Annotated in this window: 14 protein-coding genes and 1 tRNA gene; 4 read left to right on the top strand and 11 right to left on the bottom strand. The window is 61.4% G+C overall.

Annotated features, from left to right (window positions below):
• Position 1 precedes the first annotated feature (1 nt).
• Positions 2-955 (top strand): TniB family NTP-binding protein, encoded by a 954-nt coding sequence (locus B5M41_RS12860; RefSeq protein WP_134649229.1) that lies wholly within the window; start codon positions 2-4, stop codon positions 953-955.
• 520 nt (positions 956-1475) lie between these two features.
• Here B5M41_RS12860 and B5M41_RS12855 read toward each other — a convergent pair.
• The 4 genes from B5M41_RS12855 to B5M41_RS12840 all read right to left on the bottom strand — a co-directional run bounded on the left by B5M41_RS12855 (position 1476) and on the right by B5M41_RS12840 (position 7825).
• Positions 1476-2729: an OmpP1/FadL family transporter gene (locus tag B5M41_RS12855; protein ID WP_134649230.1), complete on the bottom strand. Its 1254-nt coding sequence runs from the start codon at positions 2727-2729 to the stop codon at positions 1476-1478.
• A gap of 346 nt (positions 2730-3075) precedes the next feature.
• On the bottom strand, positions 3076-6003 hold the full coding sequence (locus tag B5M41_RS12850; protein WP_134649231.1) for a valine--tRNA ligase: 2928 nt from the start codon (positions 6001-6003) through the stop codon (positions 3076-3078).
• A gap of 138 nt (positions 6004-6141) precedes the next feature.
• Positions 6142-6936 carry a PopZ family protein gene (locus B5M41_RS12845; RefSeq protein WP_134649232.1) on the bottom strand — a complete coding sequence of 265 codons (795 nt, stop codon included), beginning with the start codon at positions 6934-6936 and terminating at the stop codon, positions 6142-6144.
• 238 nt (positions 6937-7174) lie between these two features.
• Positions 7175-7825: a protein-L-isoaspartate O-methyltransferase family protein gene (locus B5M41_RS12840; protein ID WP_134649248.1), complete on the bottom strand. Its 651-nt coding sequence runs from the start codon at positions 7823-7825 to the stop codon at positions 7175-7177.
• A gap of 316 nt (positions 7826-8141) precedes the next feature.
• On the opposite strand from B5M41_RS12840, the gene exbB reads away from it, so the two are divergent.
• Both exbB and exbD read left to right on the top strand, forming a co-directional pair.
• Positions 8142-9119 (top strand): tonB-system energizer ExbB, encoded by a 978-nt coding sequence (gene exbB, locus B5M41_RS12835; RefSeq protein WP_230640078.1) that lies wholly within the window; start codon positions 8142-8144, stop codon positions 9117-9119.
• Between the two features lie 4 nt (positions 9120-9123).
• Entirely contained in the window at positions 9124-9552 is a 429-nt protein-coding gene (gene exbD / locus B5M41_RS12830) for a TonB system transport protein ExbD (RefSeq protein WP_134649233.1), read from the top strand.
• Between the two features lie 65 nt (positions 9553-9617).
• On the opposite strand, the gene B5M41_RS12825 is transcribed toward exbD, so the two are convergent.
• The 7 genes from B5M41_RS12825 to B5M41_RS12795 all read right to left on the bottom strand — a co-directional run bounded on the left by B5M41_RS12825 (position 9618) and on the right by B5M41_RS12795 (position 13423).
• Positions 9618-10115, bottom strand: a complete 498-nt coding sequence (locus B5M41_RS12825) for a YciE/YciF ferroxidase family protein (RefSeq protein WP_134649234.1) — start codon at positions 10113-10115, stop codon at positions 9618-9620.
• A gap of 121 nt (positions 10116-10236) precedes the next feature.
• Positions 10237-10310 (bottom strand) — tRNA-Cys (locus tag B5M41_RS12820).
• 537 nt (positions 10311-10847) lie between these two features.
• Positions 10848-11540 carry a sunset domain-containing protein gene (locus B5M41_RS12815; RefSeq protein ID WP_461675937.1) on the bottom strand — a complete coding sequence of 231 codons (693 nt, stop codon included), beginning with the start codon at positions 11538-11540 and terminating at the stop codon, positions 10848-10850.
• Positions 11533-11739 carry a hypothetical protein gene (locus tag B5M41_RS12810; RefSeq protein ID WP_134649236.1) on the bottom strand — a complete coding sequence of 69 codons (207 nt, stop codon included), beginning with the start codon at positions 11737-11739 and terminating at the stop codon, positions 11533-11535. The genes B5M41_RS12815 and B5M41_RS12810 overlap by 8 nt, the downstream gene beginning before the upstream one ends.
• Positions 11736-12020, bottom strand: a complete 285-nt coding sequence (locus B5M41_RS12805) for a hypothetical protein (RefSeq protein WP_134649237.1) — start codon at positions 12018-12020, stop codon at positions 11736-11738. Before B5M41_RS12805 ends, B5M41_RS12810 begins: the two co-directional genes overlap by 4 nt.
• Positions 12021-12110: 90 nt before the next feature.
• Positions 12111-12389 carry a hypothetical protein gene (locus tag B5M41_RS12800; RefSeq protein ID WP_230640077.1) on the bottom strand — a complete coding sequence of 93 codons (279 nt, stop codon included), beginning with the start codon at positions 12387-12389 and terminating at the stop codon, positions 12111-12113.
• Positions 12389-13423, bottom strand: a complete 1035-nt coding sequence (locus B5M41_RS12795) for a glycoside hydrolase family 19 protein (RefSeq protein WP_230640076.1) — start codon at positions 13421-13423, stop codon at positions 12389-12391. The genes B5M41_RS12800 and B5M41_RS12795 overlap by 1 nt, the downstream gene beginning before the upstream one ends.
• 81 nt (positions 13424-13504) lie before the next feature.
• On the opposite strand from B5M41_RS12795, the gene B5M41_RS12790 reads away from it, so the two are divergent.
• Positions 13505-14989, top strand: coding sequence for a hypothetical protein (locus B5M41_RS12790; RefSeq protein ID WP_134652640.1), 1485 nt, complete (start codon positions 13505-13507; stop codon positions 14987-14989).
• The last annotated feature ends 21 nt before the right edge of the window (positions 14990-15010 follow it).

The following is a 15010-nucleotide window of genomic DNA, read 5'->3' as shown; positions in this document are numbered from 1 at the left end:
CGTGGATGAGCTGAGCAGCGGCGGCGGACGGAGCCATGGCAGGAAGACGCTGGATTCCAATAACCAGCGCATCTTCGACCTCATGGCGAGCGTTCGCAGCACATACTTCAAGACGAAGAATGACGAAGAACTCCTGGTGAAGCTCCGACGCCTCGAGCGTGGCATCCAAGACGAGCGCGCGCCCGGCCACGCCCTTATCATTATGGGCGAATCCGGCACTGGCAAGAGCGCGATCGTGGAGAAGGCGCTCAAGTCGCTCGACACCCTCCAGGACTATGACGACGGCTACGGCAATCTGATGCGCCCGATCCTCTACGTGATCGCGCCACCTGGATGCACCATGACCGACCTCGCGGTAGAGATCCTGGAGCGCCTCGGGTACGAGAGCACCGTCATCGGTCGGGGGGCTTCCGTGTACAACAAACTCCGCCGAAGCCTACTGAACTACGGCGTTCGGCTCCTCGTGATCGATGAGTTCCAGCATGTTTTGGAGGCACCCAAGATCAAGGGTCCTGCCTTTGTGGCCAATTCAATGAAGAATATGCTGCAGGACAAATCATGGCCAGTTCACCTCGCTCTGGTTGGGTTGCCGGAAATTGAAGCCGTGATCGAACGGGATCCCGCAGAGCAAATGGAGCGGCGCACGGACCCCTTGGTGGTGACAAATCCCACGTTCGAAGAAGATGCTGCTTACGTGGAGTGGATCGTGAACACTCTTGTCGAGGATCGCGCGGGGCTGAGGATGTCGCCCGATCAGCCCCACGAGTTCATCGAGCGGCTCATGCACGGCGCGCGCAGCCGCTTTGGCATCATCATGCAGATCATCTACTATGCGATCGAAGACGCCCTCGAGATGGGACAGGACGAAGTCTGCACGGAGAACTGGATCGAAGCCTACGCGCGCATGGCGAACTCGGTTCCCACAGGCGGGACAGTACCATGCAATGTGAAGTAGTCGCACTGCGCTACGTCTTCCAGCGAACAATCGAAGGACTGCCCGCAGCGATCAACTCCGCTGGTGCCTCCGGTGCCGTTCGAATTCTTCACGCCACTGTAGTCCGTAAGACGGCCCGATGTCCTGCTGCCCATTGATCGAAATCCCCCCGATACCGATTGCGACTACGCAACCTGAGGTGATTCTCAGATCCCCGCAACTACTGCCGTCACGGGCACACGAGTTGGCACACTTGAATATGGCCAGAGGAATACGACTGAACGCAGGGATCCGTAGCTCCCGTCATGCTACGCCTACCTGCAATGACACATTGCTTGGCGCAATGACATTCCCGGTGGCGCGAGCGCAGAATAGGCCTGTTGATTCCACAGTTTTATTAGCATCATCAAATGACAAACCTAGTGGCGCGGCACAGGGGCGGAAACGCCCCGGTTCTTGTTTTAGCTCAGAAAGACCTTCGCAATGTAAAAAGGCCCGGCGCTATGCGCCGGGCCTTTCGTCTTGAAGACTTGCCGTTAGATTAGAACTTCACCTTAAGGGAGGTCGAAATGGCGGAAACCAGGTCATTGTCGAAATCGTAGGCGGCACGGCCGAAGGTCTGGCCATCGCGTACGATCGGCCCAGATGAGCCGCTGGTCAGCAGGCCAAGGGCGCCGGAAACACGCAGCTCGATGTTTTCGGTCGGCGTATAGGATACGCCGGCGCCGAGCGTCCAGGTATCGGTATGCGTTCCCAAGCCGGTGGAGACGCCGCGATCCCACGCCAGGCTGAGCGCACCGCTCCACTGCTCGTTGAATTTATGGCCAACACCTCCCGAGACGGTCCAGCCATCCCGATAGAAGAGGTCAAGAGACGTTGCTTCCGTTGGACCGCGCGACGTGCAAGCGATGGCGCGTGTCGATTGCGGGCAGAACGACAGGCTCTGCAACTGGCTCCAGTCCGTCCATTTCACACCACCGAATACGAGCCAGCCAGGTGCTACGCCTGTCTGGAACTTGAACTCCAGAGAGTCCGGCATGCTCGCCGCCCCGAAAACGGGGGTGAGCCCGCCCGCAAGCGGGTTCCCACCCAAACCACCGGGAAGCTGCCTGAGATCAAGCGTGCCGGTGATGTTATCGAGATCGACCGCGCTGTTGTAGACAAGACTCGTGCGCAACGCGTATTCTTCAATTTCGTAGGCGGCGCCGACACGCCAGCCCCAGCCATCGCCCTTCAGATCCAATCGCCCTACGCCGCTGAACGGCAAAAACGCCGGCAGTTCTGCGGCAAGGCGCTCCTGAAAGCCCGAGACTTCCTGATAGAATGCACCGCCGATGATGCGGAATTTTCCCGGCCCGGCATCAAAAGAATAGGAGCATGTCGTAGCGTAATTGTTGCTCTTGATCTTGGTCTCGATGTTTTCGTTCGCACCGACCCAGTTTCGGCCCTGGTTAAGGTGTGCACCCCACGGCTGCGAATAGTCGAACATGCAGTCGACCGCCTCGCCGATGCCGGCCTTGAAACCGACCCTGGGAACCCAATACCCTTCCGTGGCGCGAACGCCGTCGCTCGGGCGACCGGCATTCGTCCCATCGAGCGGGTTCGTATCCCGCACATTGTTCAGCTTGCGCTGCGGGTTGACATAGGTCACGGACGAATCGATGACATAGTCTGACGGGTCGAACAGCAGGTCGATATTGTAACCGCCCCGTTCGAGGCCGCCCGCCTGTGCCGATGTGGCCGCCAAAAGCGTGGCGGCTGTCATGGCCCCGAGACCGAAATTCTTCTTACGCATGCGCTCCTCCCCTGCGAATAGCGACGTGCGGAAAGTGCCCCCTCGCACACGCCTGTCCATGAAGACTATCGAAGACGACATCCGACTTGGCAAACCCCAGTTTTTCGCGGTGTTTTCCAGCGCAGGTCGCGAAATTACGTAAGTTTTTTCTGAAGCCCCTCACTATGCCGAGCCTTCGGAAAATCTTTCCAAGAATCACTTAATAATTCCTGAAATTGAGATGACCATTTCCGGAGGACAGCACAATGTCACATTTTTGATACAGCGCGGCTTTTGTGCCCTGTCCTCAAATACAAAACCGCGCCGAAACGTTTCGGCGCGGTTTCGCAACGTCGGCAATGGAGAATCAGCCGGCCTCGCTGACCCGCGAAAGCGCCAGGGCCAGGCTGGCGAGCTGCTGCTCCAGTTCGACAAAGCGTTCCCGCTCCGCTTCGACGAGTTCGGGCTTGGCGTTGGCAACGAACTTCTCGTTCGAAAGCTTGCTCTCGATACGCGCCGCCTCGGCCTTCGCCTTGTCGATCGCTTTTTCAAGGCGGGCCTTCTCCACCGCGAGATCGATCAGGCTGCCGAGCGGCAGGCAGGCCGTGGCTTCGCCGACGACGATCTGGGCCGCACCCTTCGGTGCGGTGTCCTCGAGCACGATTTCGGAGACCCGTGCGAGACGACGGATCGCCGACTCGTGCGTGACCAGGCGGCTTCTCGTCTGCGCGCTGGTGCCGACCATGACGAGCGGCGCCGTCGCACTCGGCGGCACGTTCATTTCGGCCCGCACCGAGCGGATACCGGAAACGAGGTCCACCAGCCAGTTGATCTCGTCGGCGGCCGCATCGTCGGCATAGGCTGGGGCCGGCCAGCCCGCGTGGCAGAGGAGACCGTCGCGGCTCTTGCCCTCGCCGGCGGTATGCGCCCACAATTCCTCCGTCATGAACGGCATGAACGGATGGAGCAGCTTGTAGATCTCCTCCAGAACATAGGCCGCGCAGCCCTGGGATTCGGCCTTGGCCGCCGCGTCCTCGCCGCCGAACACCGGCTTCAGCAGTTCGAGATACCAGTCACAGAACTGGTTCCAGACGAAGCGGTAAAGCGTGCTTGCCGCATCGTTGAAGCGATAGGTCTCGATAGCCTCGGTGACGTCACGTGCCGTACGGGCGAGCTCCGTCAGGATCCAGCGGTTGATGGTGAGCGACGCGGTCTCCGGCACGAATGTCGGGTCGCTCGTCACGCCGTTCATCTCGGCAAAGCGCGTGGCGTTCCAGAGCTTGGTGCCGAAGTTGCGGTAGCCGGCGATGCGGGCCGGGTCGAGCTTCACGTCGCGCCCCTGCGCCGCCATGATGGCCAGCGTGAAGCGCAGCGCATCCGCGCCGTACTCGTCGATCAGTTCGAGCGGGTCGATGACGTTGCCTTTCGACTTCGACATCTTCTGCCCGTTCTTGTCGCGAACGAGGGCGTGCACATAGACGGTGTGGAACGGCTCGACCGGATTGCCGGCCTCGTCCTTCATGAAGTGCAGGCCCATCATCATCATGCGGGCAACCCAGAAGAAGATGATGTCGAAGCCGGTGACGAGAACATCGGTCTGGTAGTACTTTTCCAGCTCCTTCGTCTGTTCCGGCCAGCCGAGCGTCGAGAACGGCCAGAGAGCGGAGGAGAACCAGGTGTCGAGTACATCCTCGTCGCGCGTCAGGATCTCGCCCGGCGCGAAGTTCTCCAGCTTTTCCTCGACCCACGCCTTCCACGGACCTTCGTGGGCGATATAGTGCTGGATGGCAGCATGAAGCGCCTCTTCCTCGGTCTTTTCGACGAAGACCTGGCCGTCCGGGCCATACCAGGCCGGAATCTGGTGGCCCCACCAGAGCTGACGCGAGATGCACCAGGGCTCGATGTTCTCCATCCAGTCGAAATAGGTCTTTTCCCAATTCTTCGGAACGAAGTTGGTGCGCCCCTCGCGGACGGAGGCAATGGCCGGCTCCGCCAGCGTCTTGGCGTCGGCGAACCACTGGTCGGTCAGCATCGGCTCGATGACGACGCCGGAGCGATCGCCAAACGGCTGCATGATCTTCTTGTTCTCGACATAGGGAATGTCGTTGCCTTCGGCATCCTTGACGGTGACGGCAAGTCCCTCGGCATTGATCGCATCGACAATACGCTTGCGCGCCTCGTAACGGTCGAGACCGCGGTATTCGTCGGGAACGAGGTTGATGTCATCAACCTCGGCCTCGGTGGGAACCGCACCCGTGCGCGCAATTTCCAGCGCCTGCGCCGCATAGAAGGCATAGGGCTCGCCATCGGCGCGCATGGAAGCGCGGGTATCCATAAGGCGATAGAGCGGAATGTTGTTGCGGCGGGCGACCTGATAGTCGTTGAAGTCGTGCGCGCCGGTGATCTTGACCGCGCCCGAACCGAAATCCTTCTCCGGATACTCGTCGGTGATGATGGGGATCAGGCGGCGATGCTCTTTCGGGCCGACCGGGATTTCGCAGAGCTTGCCGACGATCGGTGCATAGCGTTCATCGGTCGGGTGAACGGCGACGGCGCCGTCACCCAGCATGGTCTCAGGACGCGTCGTGGCGATCGAGATATAGTCGCGCTCTTCCTGGAAGACGACGTTGCCGTCCTTGTCCTTCTCGACATAGGTGTAGGTCGCCCCGTCGGCCAGCGGGTACTTGAAGTGCCACATATGGCCGTCGACTTCCTTGTTCTCGACCTCGAGGTCGGAAATCGCGGTCTCGAATTTCGGATCCCAGTTGACCAGCCGCTTGCCGCGATAGATCAGGCCTTCCTTGTAAAGCGAGACGAAGACCTCACGGACAGCTTCCGACAGGCCCTCATCCATGGTGAAGCGCTCGCGCGACCAGTCGCAGGAGGCGCCGAGGCGCTTCAGCTGGTTGAAAATCAGCCCGCCGGATTCCGCCTTCCACTCCCAGACCTTCTCGATGAAGGCCTCGCGGCCCATCTCGCGACGGCCCGGCAGCTTTTCGGCGGCGAGCTTGCGCTCGACGACCATCTGGGTCGCGATACCCGCGTGGTCCATGCCCGGCTGCCACAGCACGTCCTTGCCGCGCATGCGCTCGAAGCGGACCATGATGTCCTGGAGCGTGTTGTTCAGCGCGTGGCCCATATGCAGCGAGCCCGTCACGTTCGGCGGCGGGATGACGATGGTGAAGGTCTCGGCGCCGGGTTCGGCGCCCTCGCCGGCGCTGAAGGCATCCGCGTCTTCCCATGCCTTGGCAATGCGCGGCTCGACCGCTGCGGAATCGTAATTTTTCTCAAGCATTTTGGTGCGTGGCCTGCTGTTTATCGGTGTGGTTTGTAAACCGGATGGCCGGCATGAAGTCAACAATATCAGAAGAAAAGCCGCCCCGGGGGCCCGGCGCGGCTTAAATCGTTCCTGTTTCGGGAGAGACGGGGGCGATCAGCGGCGCGAGCCGCGCGCCACCCGTTCGATTTCCTCGCGCACGAGGCGCTCCACCAGCGTCGGCAGGTTGTCATCCAGCCATTCCTGCAACATCGGACGCAGCATGTCCTCGGCGATCTCGTCGAAGGAACGGCGCGGGCCGGCATCGACCGCCTGCGCCAGCGCACCGAAGGAGAGCGCCACACGTTCGCCGACAGCGGGCGACACGAGTGCCGCGATATCCCTGGTGACCTCGGCCGTGGCGGCCTGTTCCTGCCGGGCCGGCTGTATGTCAACGGGCTGAACAGGAGCGGGCTCAGGCTCGGACACCAGCGCCGGTGCCGGTTCTTCGGCAGCGGGCTCCATCCTGGCAACGGGTTCCTCAACGGGCGTGAAGCGGCCGGCGCCGGCCGACATACGGCTCGTGACCAGCGGGCTCTCCTCGCGGGAACCCGGCGACGGGACGACCGGATCGCTTTCGGCCGGTTCGCGATGGGCAGCGACATGACGCTCGGATGCGGCACGGACGCGCGCGGCGACATCCGCCAGCGAAAGCGCCGGCTGGGCGCCCTGCCCGGGTTCGCTGTGCCGGATCGGCTGGACGGGAGCGGGCTGAGGCTCCTCCATCCTAAACCGCTCGAGGACGGCGGGATGGTCCGGCAGCGCGGAATGGCTTTCCGTGGTGATGTCGAAACCGTCGTCCTGCGCATCGGGAGCAAGGTCCGGCTGGGCCTCGTTGTTCTCGATGATCTTGCGGATGGACGCCAAGATTTCATCCATGGACGGTTCACGCGCTACATTTGGCTGAGCCATTTCTATCCCCGTTCTCTCGCGGCGGCCGCGGCGTACAAGACGTGGCGGGCCGGACCTGCCGAAGACCCTAGGCGAGTTCGCAGACGAACTAAATCGCCGCGAATCATGTGTCATCAGTGATGCACAGATTTGTTTACCCTGCCAAGGCCACGGGCGGAGCAATGCCCTGCGGCCCGGCAAAAGAAAGAGCCCGCAACGGGTGCTGCGGGCTCCTCGAATCCTTCCTGACAAAATCTCGTCAGAAAACGAAATCCTTGGCCTTGCGGAAGCCCGGCAGCGGCTTGACCGCCGTATTGAAGGCATAGCGCTCGGAAACATGGCCGCCTTCCTTGATGTAAAGGCGGGCCTGCGAGGCATTGCCGTAGCCTTCCACCACGACGAGGCGGCCGCCGTCGCGCAGCTGCGTGAAAAGCGCGTCGGGAACGAACTCGACGGCACCATGCACGAAGATCACGTCATAGGGGGCTTCAGCCGCATAGCCGGCCTCGAGATCGCCGGTAACGACAGCGACATTGTCGTAGCCGAGGCGCGCGAGCGTTTCGGTCGCGGTTGCAGCAAGGTCCGCATTGCTTTCGAGAGCCACGACGGAGCTGCCCAGATGTGACAGGATGGCCGAGGCATACCCCGTGCCGCAGCCCACTTCCAGCACCACGTCGCTTGCCGCGATCTCGGCGAGCTGGATGAGCTTGGCGAGCGGCGACGGCTCCATCAGGTAGCGGCCGGGCGCAATCTGGATATCGTTGTCGATATAGGCGAGCGGCTTTGCGGCCGCGGGCACGAACTCCTCGCGCGCGACGGTCAGGAAGGCGTCAAGCACGTCGTGCGACGTCACATCCGTCGTACGGATCTGGTTGTCCACCATCTTCGTGCGCGCTGCTTTGTAGTCAATCATCTCTAGCCCTTGAAGTGAGACGGCGTGAACCGGCGCAAAGGCCCGGTCCCGTGCCGGATGCATCGCAGTTCTCTTAGTGCGCTTTCGGGCCGGGTGTCCAGTGGCGCAAGGCGATTGCGCGCAAAAACCGCGCCCTTTGCCGATGACGCCCTACCAGGCCCGGATTGCCGTCATTTTATCATGAACAATAGAGTCAACATATTATTGCCTCTCGCACCGTAAATGTCGTATTGGACACTCATGTTTTACGGCGCCAGCGCCGTGTCCCTGCCCCACCGGGCTCTTGAACTTGAAGATGCAAGAGGAATACGCCGTGCTGAAACGGTCTCGACTGCTTTTCGCGATCATCCTGATGGCGATCACCGCCCCGCATATGGTTCTGGCGCAGACACAGACCCCGTTGGCCCAGACGGAAGGCCAGCCGGAGGCTGGCCAGAGCGAAGGTTCCACGCCGGCGATTACGACGCAAACCACCACGCAGCCTTCAACGGCGGACAATACGGCCGACGCCGCTACCGAACTCGATGCGCTCGATGCCGACGAGGCCGCGGGTGAGGAGCGCCAAGCCGGCCTCCCGCACGACCTGTCGCCCTGGGGCATGTTCATGGCGGCGGATATCGTGGTGAAGGGCGTGATGCTCGGCCTCGCCTTCGCCTCCATCGTGACCTGGACGGTGCTGCTGGTGAAGCTGGCCGAACTCGGTGCGGCCCAGCGTTCGGCGAGCCTCGCCGTTCGCGAACTCGTTGCCGCCCGCGGTCTGGCGGATGGCGAAGCGGCCGTCGGCCGCGGCGTCGTCGGTCGGATGACGCAGGCGGCGCGTGCGGAGATGAGTGCGTCGGAAGGCGTTCTCGATCATGTCTCCGATGGCGGCGTGAAGGAGCGCATCGCATCGCGTCTCGCCCGCATGGAAATCCATGCCGGCCGCAGCATCGCCAAGGGAACGGGCCTGCTCGCAACCATCGGTTCGACGGCGCCCTTCGTCGGCCTGTTCGGCACGGTCTGGGGCATCATGAACTCGTTCATCGGCATCTCGAAGGCCCAGACCACGAATCTCGCCATCGTCGCGCCCGGTATCGCCGAGGCGCTGCTGGCAACCGCCATCGGCCTCGTCGCGGCCATCCCGGCGGTCGTGATCTACAACTTCCTCGCCCGCGCCATCACCGGCTACCGCCAGAAGCTCGGCGATGCCTCTGCCGCAATCGAACGGCTTGCCAGCCGCGACCTCGATGTGCGCCGCGCCCACCGCCAGCACGCCCAGCGCGCCGCAGGCACCATCGCGAAGGTCGGGTAACGTCATGGCCAGCAAGATCAAGGAAGGCGGCGGCGACGATCTCGAGGAGAACAGCGAAATCAACGTGACGCCGTTCATCGACGTCATGCTCGTTCTGCTCATCATCTTCATGGTCGCGGCCCCGCTGGCCACCGTCGATATCAATGTCGACCTGCCCTCCTCCGTCGCCCAGCCGACGCCCCGCGAGGACAAGCCGGTCTTCATGACGCTGAAGAAGGATCTCAGGGTCTCCATCGGCAATGGCGAGATCGCGCGCGATAATTTCGGCCCCGAACTCGATGCGGTGACCGAAGCCAACAAGGACACCCGGATCCTGCTGCGCGCCGACAAGAGCGTCGACTATGGCAGCGTCATGGATGTCATGAACCTGCTGCGCGCCGCAGGCTACGGCAAGATCGCCCTCGTCGGCCTGGAAGGCGCCCCAGCGCAATAAACGCATGAGGGGCACACCCTGCGGTGTGCCCCTCATGAAAGTCAGCTCAATCACGCGCTCTGCCGCTAGGCGGCAGCCTTTGCCCTGGTGGTCGTCTTGTTGATGGCGGTGACGGCAAGGTTCGTGAGCTTGTTGTTCGTCGCCTTCTCCTGGTCGAGGATTTCGCTCAGGATCTTGTGGGCCTCGTCATGGCCGAGGTCCTTCGCCCACTCCCGCAACGAGCCATAGCGCGCGATCTCGTAGTGCTCGACAGCCTGACAGGCGGCCAGCAGGCCGGCGTCGAGAGCGGTGCCCTTGGCTTCCTTCATCAGGCCGTCGGCTTCCTTGATCAGCCCTTCGATGGCGTCGCACTTTTCGCCGGACGCCGTCTTGCCGATCGACTTGAAGACCTGCTCCAGCTTCTTGATCTGCTCCTTTGTCTCCGCAAGATGCTCTTCGGCAGCCTTGCGCAGCTCCGCACTGCCGGCGGCCTTCGCCACTTTCGGCAGAGCCTTGGTGATGGCGTTCTCCGCGTAATAGACGTCCTGCAGCGTATGTTCGAAAATGTCGGACAGCGATTTCATGGATTCCTCCTTCGGGCTAATGACGCGAGGAAAATCCATCTGTCGCGGAAACGTTCCGACGCCTCGGCAAAATAGGTCGCAGCGCGACCATCCGACATCGATTCATGTTGAGGGAAGAGAGTGGAGGCCTCGCCCGGAATCGAACCGGGGTGCAAGGATTTGCAGTCCTCTGCGTAACCACTCCGCCACGAGGCCGTCCGTTTGCTATAAAGCGAGTGGTGCCGGGCGTTTAGAACGAATTGAGAAAGGGCGCAAGGGGATATTTCCGAAATTCGTCCTCTTCAATTTCCGAAAAGCAGTTTCGGCATTGTTCTCGCGGCGGCATTGACTCTTTTCTCGCAGAGCATCATCTAGCCCGCGGGCGAAACGTGAACACATGAAGAACGAGGGATGCGGCCCTCCGGATGGAGAAGCGGTATGCCGGGAAATGGCACCTGGGCCGACATGATCGCCCTTGGAATGGAGGTCACAGTTTACTGCGACCCCTGCGATCGCAAGATCGATCTCGACCTGACGAAGTTTCCCCCGAACGAGCGAGCCATTGGCCGGCGCTACACATGCAGCCAGTGCGGTGGCAGAGGTCAGCCAATATGCAGCTCGGGAGTTAATAAGGATCGGACACCGTCCTACAACAGCCTCAAGCATCTGATCTGCGGCAATCAGAAGCCCTGAAACGCAAAAAGAGCCCCACCATCCCAGGCGGGACAGTGGGGCGTTTGATTCTGTTCAGACTTATCGAGCGGCAATGAACCCCGCCGACTTTGCCTCTGCTTCTGTCCTGAAACATCGCCTTGGCACCACGGCGGCGCGATATCGGCTGTTTGCCGTGTGGTAGAGCCGCGAGTTGGAAGCGACCCAGACCTCGCGGTTGGGTGGACACTGAGGCCGTGAGCCGTCGATCTTGAGGAAGAGGCGGCCGATGTTGGGTCGCTCAGAGACGTTGAGGTTCGCGCCGATCCAGACGCCGGCCGACATGGCGAGCGCCAGAGCGATAAAGAGCCAGGCCGATCGCTTGATGATGATTCCATGCTGCGACGTCTGGGGCGCCATGAACATCAGCAGAAAGCCTATCGCCATGACATGCCGGCCGAAGGACGAGGAGGCGGTGCCAGTCCACGACGCCGGCTGCCCGTACCAAAGCCACGCTAGGACGAACAGGCCGCTCCACACGGCCCCTGCCCCGAGCAGCCAAGTCCCGTAGACCGCGAGATGGCTGCCATCATCCTCGCCGCTCCTGTCGCCCATGACGACGACCCGGAAGGCGGTTTCGGAATACAGGACGAACGAGACGCCGCCGAAGGCGAGGAGCGCCAGCGAGCCAATAGCGCTCATGAACGCCCCGGGGACGAATGCCGCCACGGACCAGTAGAGCGCCACGGCGACGACCGAAGCAATCAGCAGCCAGTTCCCTTTGATTTTAACCACGGTCAAGCCCTCGCATCATCCCCATCGCGCCGGCCATGGTTTCCATGACCCGTCCGCCGCTTTCCAATTTCTGAACCTTCTGGCGAAGATCCTGCCGCCGTTGCAGCAGCTCTTGATCCGTGGCCGCCGATAGCCGCTCGAGGTGTTGATCCGCCTTTGGCGTGGCTCGGATCCTGAGAATGCGATGGAGCAGGGTCATGCTTTCTCCCCTCTCACGGCCATGGCGATCAGAGTTTCGTGCATTTTCTCCACGCCCTCGGCGACACGGGCGAGATTGCGAAGGTCGGCAATCTGATCATCCTTCGTCTTCTGATGGGCGGCGCGTTCTTCGGCGAGCAGAGCGTCCCGCTTGTCGAGATCGTTCCGCCAGGTCCGCACCACCCATGCCAGGGCGAGCCAGCTGAGGATGAGGACGCCGCCGACCACGCCGACATCGGTGATCGACTTGCCGGCATCAAGGATGGTCTGGTCTGGCATCATTTCCAGCAGCCTTGCCGCGTGCCGTGCGCGTTGTGCGAGGCAACACCGTTGGCAAGCGTGCGGTCATTCTGGGTGACGTAGAGCGCTGTCTCAAGGTTCATGGTCAGCTTGCGCCAGCCGTCGCATGCACTCGCGCTGGTCGTCTTCGAGCAGCCCGAGATAAGCGCACATGCCAGCAAGATCGGAACGAGAGATTTCATCATCGGTGGCGCTCCTTTCGCGCATGACCTCGATCGATTTTTGAAGGGCCGCGGTTGCCGCCTCGGTCTTGCCGGCAGATTTGCCGTAGAGATATGCGGGGCCGAGGATCAGGCCGGCGCCGAGGATTGCTCCGGCGCCGATCTTGAGGCCGTCCAGAAGGCCGAACATCACTCAAGCCCTTCGCGGACCTCACGCACGGCCCTGATGAGCCAGTGGCGAAGCACAAGAGCGAGAAGGGCAGCGAAGAGCAGCGCGCCACCAATGGCGATTATGCCCTGCCAGTTCATCCCCGACAGGCCGAGGGCGCCAAGACCACCGGACGAGATGAGGCCGCCGATCCAGCCGAAGAGGTTGAACTTCTTCTTCACCTCCTTCTCGACGGCGACGGGAACGACCTGTTTTTCCACCGGGACCGGCACTGCGACCTCGATCTCTTCCACAACTGGGGCCGTGGCGACGTCATCGGACAGGCGGTGTGCGGCAGTCTGCTTGAGGAGAGCCTTGTGCAGCGCGGCGCGGGTGAGCGGGCCCGACGTGCCGGAACGGTCCTTGAGGCCGGCATCAGCCTGGAAGCGCGGCATTTCATTGACGGCATAGCCGAGCAGCGCCAGCGACACGCGGTCGTAGTAGCGCAGGCGGTCGTCGTAGCCGTTCAGCCCGCCGTTAATCTTCCGCGTGATGTTCTCGATGTCGCCACGGTCGGCAAGGCGGTTCAGGCTCTTCTTGTCGGGGTTGCCCTCGTCCCAATACCAGATCGGCGAAAGCCCCTCCCAATGGTCGGTTGTGAGCTTGTCCGGTGCGTTCTCGAAGTTCGGCGCGGCGGCATCGATCTTTTTGGCCCACTTGGTGAAGGCGCGGTAGTTGTTGCGGCCCGTGACCTGAATCGGTCCACGGCCCCGGAAGCGCGAGCCGTCGCCCTTCTGGACGTTGCCGAGATCCTTGCGGCCCTCGTAGCGCTTCTGTGCCGGCGTCGGGCCCCAGATCTCGCGATCGTACTTGAAGCCCCCGCTCTCGTGCATGATCTGCGCGAGGAACTGTGCGAGACGATGCGGCTGGAGAAGGCCGAAGCGCTCGCCGTACTGGCGGATAGCGTCGATCACGCTTTGCGCATTGGCGCGCTGGGCATTGGTGAAGACTCGGCCGTAAGCTCGCTCCAGCAGAGCAAGCGAAAGCGCCGCGCCTTTCGGTACGGTTCTGTCCATGGTGATTTCCTAAGGTTGTTCGGGTGGTGTACTTCCGACTGTCAGTCTGTAGAGTGCGCGTCTGAAAATCGGAGGAAGGGCATGTCGATCGACCTAGACCACGCGCGGCGATTACGCACCGCCTCAACCGGTTCTGTCCTTCCGATACTTCTACTCACGGCATTCTCAGCGGTATTGGCTTTGTGGTCTGCCGCTTCTCCGCCCGCATTTTCGCCCGATGCAGCAAATTATCTGCATGCGGGCCACTCCTGGTCTATCGGACAGGTCGATACCGTTGCCTATAAGATCGGCTCACGTATTTACGTGGTCCTCGCCTACTACCTTCCGCAGCTCGTGTTCGGTGTCACAATTGACACGATAACCATAACTCTAGCGGGTTTTGCGCTTCTAACATTCTTCACGATCTCGGCTTGGTGCTATGCGACCTTGGAGCGGCCGGGCGCATTCTGGGTAAGCTTGGCGCTGATCCTCGTCGCCGCCGTTTGGATCGAATGGGACCGCCCCCTGACAGAGAATATCTTCACACCACTTGCTCTCGCTTCTCTCGGCATGTTTGACGTTGCCCAAAGGCGCGAAACGGGCGGGCAGGCTGTAGCATGGATGCTCGCCGCGTCGGCATGCTGCGGCCTTACGTTCGGTGTTCGCCCTGAATCGCTTTTTCTTTTCTGCGGCATGCTGGCGGCGACGGGCTTAAGCTATCGCCACAAGCGCTTCTCGCGAAGTGGTGCGTCGGCGCTGGTGGCGGGAATGATCACGGTCTATGCCGCAACCTGCATTATTCCGCCCGTGGTTTTCAAAGGCTTCACAGGAAAAGAGCTACCTTATCAGATCAAGGAGTATTTCCTGTTCTATCGCCCCGTCGCGTTCTTCGGTGATGCGGCGTTCGGCCCCGCAAGCAGGGAGCTGGCCGGAAAAGTGCAGGCCGACAGGCTGGGGACGCTTCCTAAAGAAGAGGTCATGGTATCCGGCATTGGCCAGTCCATAGTCATCGATGGACCCGAGTATGCTTCGAAGCTCTACGGTAGAGTTGGGATTGAAACTCTTAAGGCGGTCCCGATGGAGGTCACGCAGGATGTGGCGGCTTCCTTACTGCGTTATCTGTTCTCCCCTTCGACGCGCTTCAAAGTCGGGGACGGGAAAACCTATGATCAGAGGATGCAAGACGCGAAAAAGTGGTTGATCGAAAGAGACCACCGGCGGGAACGTAGGGCATATTTTGAAGGGCCGAACCCCTTCAATCTCACGACCTTCACCGACAACCGACTTTCGCTCTCACCGGTCATCGACGCTTTCGGGCGTTTGCCGCCGATTAAATTTTCACCGCCGCCGGCCGGGGTGACTTTGTTCTTCTGCGTTGTGACCGTCCTCGCTTGGCGTTGGGGGAAGCTACGTTCTCCATACACCGCCTCAATCTTATTCTTCGGTATGTCGATCGCGCTGGCCGCATTCAGCCAAGGATTCATCATGCGGTATTGGCAATCTGCGAGCCTACTGGCAGTGATCGCGGCGACGATGCTCATCGCGCAGCACATGTCGAAAAAGCGCCTGAAAGTTGATCAAGCATAAGAAGGTGTCATTAAGAGTTGA

It is taken from the genome of Shinella sumterensis (genome assembly GCF_004514425.2).
Lineage (GTDB): Bacteria > Pseudomonadota > Alphaproteobacteria > Rhizobiales > Rhizobiaceae > Shinella > Shinella sumterensis.
This window is presented reverse-complemented; position numbering and strand designations above follow the sequence as displayed.